At 42.5% G+C, this 6374-nt stretch carries 1 protein-coding gene, 2 tRNA genes and 3 rRNA genes; all 6 read left to right on the plus strand.

Annotated features, from left to right (window positions below; translation table 11 throughout):
- Positions 1-174 precede the first annotated feature (174 nt).
- A 16S ribosomal RNA gene (locus CYP64_RS04965) occupies positions 175-1685 on the plus strand.
- A 94-nt stretch (positions 1686-1779) separates the two neighbouring features.
- A tRNA-Ile gene (locus CYP64_RS04970) sits at positions 1780-1856 on the plus strand.
- A 12-nt stretch (positions 1857-1868) separates the two neighbouring features.
- Positions 1869-1944 (plus strand) — tRNA-Ala (locus CYP64_RS04975).
- Between the two features lie 327 nt (positions 1945-2271).
- A 23S ribosomal RNA gene (locus CYP64_RS04980) occupies positions 2272-5175 on the plus strand.
- A 132-nt stretch (positions 5176-5307) separates the two neighbouring features.
- Positions 5308-5426 (plus strand): 5S ribosomal RNA (rrf, locus tag CYP64_RS04985).
- The 16S, 23S and 5S rRNA genes sit together here with 2 tRNA genes alongside, the layout of an rRNA operon.
- Before the next feature lie 221 nt (positions 5427-5647).
- On the plus strand, positions 5648-6088 hold the full coding sequence (locus CYP64_RS10515; protein WP_103648905.1) for a helix-hairpin-helix domain-containing protein: 441 nt from the start codon (positions 5648-5650) through the stop codon (positions 6086-6088).
- The last annotated feature ends 286 nt before the right edge of the window (positions 6089-6374 follow it).

Consider the following 6374-nt stretch of genomic DNA (forward strand, 5'->3'; position numbering starts at 1 on the left):
GTTCTTTTAACTTACAATTGTTAAACTATTAGTCAATCTTTGAAATCTAAACAAGTGATCGATTGAGCCAGTCTATTATGATTAAATAATAGATTAGACAAACTAATATAAAAACTAAAAGTTTTTTTGATTAAAAACTTCATAATAAAAATCCTGTCTATTAGATAGGTAATTAATATGGAGAGTTTGATCCTGGCTCAGAGTGAACGCTGGCGGCGTGCCTAATACATGCAAGTCGAACGGACAAGTAAGAGCTTGCTCTTATGAGTTAGTGGCGCACGGGTGAGTAATGTATAGCTAATCTGCCCTACACTAGAGGACAACAGTTGGAAACGACTGCTAATACTCTATACTCCTGTCTTACATAAGTTAGATAGGGAAAGTTTTTCGGTGTAGGATGAGGCTATATTGTATCAGCTAGTTGGTGAGGTAATGGCTCACCAAGGCTATGACGCATAACTGGTCTGAGAGGATGATCAGTCACACTGGAACTGAGACACGGTCCAGACTCCTACGGGAGGCAGCAGTAGGGAATATTGCTCAATGGGGGAAACCCTGAAGCAGCAACGCCGCGTGGAGGATGACACTTTTCGGAGCGTAAACTCCTTTTGTTAGGGAAGAATAATGACGGTACCTAACGAATAAGCACCGGCTAACTCCGTGCCAGCAGCCGCGGTAATACGGAGGGTGCAAGCGTTACTCGGAATCACTGGGCGTAAAGGACGCGTAGGCGGATTATCAAGTCTCTTGTGAAATCCTATGGCTTAACCATAGAACTGCTTGGGAAACTGGTAATCTAGAGTGAGGGAGAGGCAGATGGAATTGGTGGTGTAGGGGTAAAATCCGTAGAGATCACCAGGAATACCCATTGCGAAGGCGATCTGCTGGAACTCAACTGACGCTAATGCGTGAAAGCGTGGGGAGCAAACAGGATTAGATACCCTGGTAGTCCACGCCCTAAACGATGTATACTAGTTGTTGCTAAGCTAGTCTTGGCAGTAATGCACCTAACGGATTAAGTATACCGCCTGGGGAGTACGGTCGCAAGATTAAAACTCAAAGGAATAGACGGGGACCCGCACAAGCGGTGGAGCATGTGGTTTAATTCGAAGATACGCGAAGAACCTTACCCGGACTTGATATCTAACAAATCATCTAGAGATAGAAGAGTGTCTGCTTGCAGAAATGTTAAGACAGGTGCTGCACGGCTGTCGTCAGCTCGTGTCGTGAGATGTTGGGTTAAGTCCCGCAACGAGCGCAACCCACGTCATTAGTTGCTAACAGTTCGGCTGAGCACTCTAATGAGACTGCCTTCGTAAGGAGGAGGAAGGTGTGGACGACGTCAAGTCATCATGGCCCTTATGTCCGGGGCGACACACGTGCTACAATGGCATATACAATGAGAAGCAATATCGCGAGATGGAGCAAATCTATAAAATATGTCCCAGTTCGGATTGGAGTCTGCAACTCGACTCCATGAAGCCGGAATCGCTAGTAATCGTAGATCAGCCATGCTACGGTGAATACGTTCCCGGGTCTTGTACTCACCGCCCGTCACACCATGGGAGTTGATTTCACTCGAAGCCGGAATACTAAATTAGTTACCGTCCACAGTGGAATCAGCGACTGGGGTGAAGTCGTAACAAGGTAACCGTAGGAGAACCTGCGGTTGGATCACCTCCTTTCTAGAGTACATATAGATATTCTCTCACAAGATATCTATAAGAAAGATATTCTCAATCATCCTTGTTTAGTTTTGAAAGATTGATAGACCTATAGGGGCCTATAGCTCAGCTGGTTAGAGTGCACCCCTGATAAGGGTGAGGTCACAAGTTCAAGTCTTGTTAGGCCCACCAGAGAATTTAATTGGGGAATTAGCTCAGCTGGGAGAGCGCCTGCTTTGCACGCAGGAGGTCAGCGGTTCGATCCCGCTATTCTCCACCATAAAATAGTTTAACTATATTAAGTCTAATTAGAGAGCTTAAAAATTTAAACTTTCTAATTAGGCTTTTGTCTAAATGTTCTTTTAATTAATATTGTTAATAGTCACAAGCAAGTTTTAAAAACAATTTTACAGGACTTGTTAAAGATTTAAATTTCTATTCTCTTTGCATTTAATGCAAAAGTTTGACATCACAATCTATTTAGGATTTAAAACTTATCTAAATAGTGGTCAATGCTTTCCGTCTTGAGAGTTAGAATTTAAGTGTAGTAACATAAAGTTATCTTTAACAAGGAAGTGATGCGAATTAGAATAATCTAATATAGAAAAGGTAAGCTACAAAGAGCAAGTGGTGGATGCCTTGGCTAGTAGAGGCGATGAAAGACGTGCCAGGCTGCGATAAGTCTCGGGGAGCCGTCAAGGGGCTTTGATCCGGGAATTTCTGAATGGGGCAACCCAGTTAAGCGCGAGCTTAACTACCTAATATGGAGCGAACGAGGGGAATTGAAACATCTTAGTACCCTCAGGAAAAGAAATCAAAAGAGATTACGCTAGTAGCGGCGAGCGAACGCGTAAGAGGGCAAACCGTTAGTTTACTAACGGGGTTGTAGGACTGCAATATAGACTAAACTTAGCTAATAGAACAACCTGGAAAGGTTGAGCATAGAGGGTGATACTCCCGTATATGAAAGCTTTGTTTTACTTAGCAGTATCCTGAGTAGGGCGGAACACGTGATATTCTGTCTGAAGCTGGGTAGACCACTATCCAACCCTAAATACTACTACTAGACCGATAGTGCACAAGTACCGTGAGGGAAAGGTGAAAAGAACTGAGGTGATCAGAGTGAAATAGAACCTGAAACCATTTGCTTACAATCATTCAGAGCCCTATGATTTATCAGGGTGATGGACTGCCTTTTGCATAATGAGCCTGCGAGTTGTGATGTCTGGCAAGGTTAAGGAAACCCGGAGCCGTAGCGAAAGCAAGTCTTAATAGGGCGTTTAGTCAGACGTTGCAGACCCGAAACGATGTGATCTATCCATGAGCAGGTTGAAACCGGTGTAAGAGCCGGTGGAGGACCGAACCCGCTAGCGTTGAAAAGCTATGGGATGACTTGTGGATAGGGGTGAAAGGCCAATCAAACATCGTGATAGCTGGTTCTCTCCGAAATATATTTAGGTATAGCGTCATGTAGTAACACTAGGGGGTAGAGCACTGAATGGGCTAGGGCATACACCAATGTACCAAACCCTATCAAACTCCGAATACCTAGTGTGTAATCATGGCAGTCAGGCGGCGAGTGATAAAATCCGTCGTCGAGAGGGGAACAACCCAGACTAACAGCTAAGGTCCCTAAATCTCATTTAAGTGGAAAACGATGTGGAGTTACTTAAACAACCAGGAGGTTGGCTTAGAAGCAGCCATCCTTTAAAGAAAGCGTAATAGCTCACTGGTCTAGTGATTCTGCGCGGAAAATATAACGGGGCTAAAATGAGTACCGAAGCTTTAGACTTAGTTTTACTAAGTGGTAGGAGAGCGTTGTATTTGCGTTGAAGGTATACCGGTAAGGAGTGCTGGAGCGAATACAAGTGAGCATGCAGGCATGAGTAGCGATAATTGGGGTGAGAATCCCCAACGCCGTAAACCCAAGGTTTCCTACGCGATGCTCGTCATCGTAGGGTTAGCCGGGTCCTAAGCAAAGTCCGAAAGGGGTATGCGATGGAAAATTGGTTAATATTCCAATGCCAACTATAATGTGCGATGGAAGGACGCTTAGAGTTAAGCAAGCTAGCGGATGGTAGTGCTAGTCGAAAGGTGTAGGTTAAGATCCAGGCAAATCCGGATCTTTTTAAGCCGAGACCCCACAGGCGTTTGAAGTTCTTCGGAATGGATAGCGAATTGCCGATACTGTCGAGCCAAGAAAAGTTTCTAAGTTTAGTTATAGTTGCCCGTACCGTAAACCGACACAGGTGGGTGGGATGAGTATTCTAAGGCGCGTGGAAGAACTCTCTTCAAGGAACTCTGCAAAATAGCACCGTATCTTCGGTATAAGGTGTGCCTAACTTTGTGAAGGATTTACTCCGTAAGCATTGAAGGTTACAACAAAGAGTCCCTCCCGACTGTTTACCAAAAACACAGCACTCTGCTAACTCGTAAGAGGATGTATAGGGTGTGACGCCTGCCCGGTGCTCGAAGGTTAATTGATGACGTTAGCTCTGCGAAGCGTTTGATCGAAGCCCGAGTAAACGGCGGCCGTAACTATAACGGTCCTAAGGTAGCGAAATTCCTTGTCGATTAAATATCGACCTGCATGAATGGCGTAACGAGATGGGAGCTGTCTCGAAGAGGGATCCAGTGAAATTGTAGTGGAGGTGAAAATTCCTCCTACCCGCGGCAAGACGGAAAGACCCCGTGGACCTTTACTACAGCTTGACACTGCTATTGGGATAAAAATGTGCAGGATAGGTGGGAGGCTTTGATCCATAGACGCCAGTTTATGGTGAGCCGTTGTTGAGATACCACTCTTTTTTATTCTGATAGCTAACTAGCTTGAGTTATCCTCAAGTAGGACAATGTCTGGTGGGTAGTTTGACTGGGGCGGTCGCCTCCCAAAATGTAACGGAGGCTTACAAAGGTTGGCTCAGAACGGTTGGAAATCGTTCGTAGAGTATAAAGGCATAAGCCAGCTTAACTGCGAGACATACACGTCAAGCAGAGACGAAAGTCGGTCTTAGTGATCCGGTGGTTCTGTGTGGAAGGGCCATCGCTCAAAGGATAAAAGGTACCCCGGGGATAACAGGCTGATCTCCCCCAAGAGCTCACATCGACGGGGAGGTTTGGCACCTCGATGTCGGCTCATCGCATCCTGGGGCTGGAGCAGGTCCCAAGGGTATGGCTGTTCGCCATTTAAAGCGGTACGCGAGCTGGGTTCAGAACGTCGTGAGACAGTTCGGTCCCTATCTGCCGTGGGCGTAAGAAGATTGAGGAGAGTTGACCCTAGTACGAGAGGACCGGGTCGAACCAACCACTGGTGTACGAGTTGTTCTGCCAAGAGCACCGCTCGGTAGCTATGTTGGGATGTGATAACTGCTGAAAGCATCTAAGCAGGAAGCCAACTCCAAGATGAATCTTCTTTTAAGAGCTCATATAGACTATGTGTTTGATAGGCTGGGTGTGTAATGGATGAAAGTCCTTTAGCTGACCAGTACTAATAGCTCGTCTGCTTATCTTTTAATAAGCATCACTTCCTTGTTAAGGATAAAAACTTAATAAGATATGTTTTTATAAAACTTTGTTTATGACTTTTAACTTTACACGTAGTGTTAAATAAGAGATTTATCTAATATATCTTTTATTTAACACTGCCCGTGACTATACAGACGAGGAAACGCCTTGCTCCATCTCGAACCAAGAAGCTAAGCTCGTCCTGGCTGATGATACTCTCCCTTACTGGGATGTTGGAAAAGTAGGTCGTTGCGGGCTTTGTTAATTTTTAATCTTCTTTATCTAAACAATCTTCCTTTAATATTATTTCTTAATTTATAACAAAATATCAAATCTAAAATTTATTTATATTTTTAAATAATTAGACTTTTTATCTTTACATTTATAAATATCTTTTAGCTTATGTTTTTATGCGAGTGTTGACTAAAAACACCAAATATGATAGACTCCAAACCCAAATTTACCCAAAAAGGACAAAAATGAAAAAGATTATATTCTCACTATTAGTAGCAGCTTCTACATTACTAGCAGCCATAAATTTAAACACCGCCACAAAAGAAGAGTTAATGAGTTTAGATGGCATAGGATCTTCAAAGGCAGATGCAATAATTGAGTATAGAAAAGCAAATAAATTTAACTCAATAGAAGATATAAAAAATGTAAATGGTATAGGCGATAAGACATTTGAAAATCTAAAATCAGATATATCAGTATCAGGTGCTACAAAGATAGATGATACAAAATCAAAAATAAAATCTAAAAAAGATGAGATAAAAGAAAAAACAAGTAAAAAGAGTGATGAAGTAAAAGAGAAAAAAGGTGGTGCTAAAGATAGCGTAAAAGAAGTCAAAGATAAGAAAGAAAGCCCAAAAGATAAAGCACAAAAGAGTAAAGCTAAAAAAGAGAAGAGTAAAGAGTAATAAAAAGCTAGAAATTTATAAAAATTCTTACATAAAGATATATAAAAATAGTTAGGAGCGCATAGCGTTCCTAATAAATAAAATAGATTGGTTTTTTATATATCTGCCTACTTCTTAATTCTATAACTTGGTTTGCCTACTTTTTAAATTTTATAGATTAATAAGTTCATCTAATAGATCTTGTAAAGTAATACTTCTTAAACTATCCTCTAAAGCTTCTTGTGCTTTTAGGAAGTGGGTGGTTAAGAGAGTTTCGATCTTGCCACCAAGCGGGCAGGCTTTAGGT

The organism is Campylobacter concisus (assembly GCF_002913945.1).
Lineage (GTDB): Bacteria > Campylobacterota > Campylobacteria > Campylobacterales > Campylobacteraceae > Campylobacter_A > Campylobacter_A concisus_P.

Bases quoted from the DNA above. Each gene is read 5' to 3' on its own strand.
- CYP64_RS10515 (WP_103648905.1), top strand. From the start codon at position 5,648: ATGAAAAAGATTATATTCTCACTATTAGTAGCAGCTTCTACATTACTA.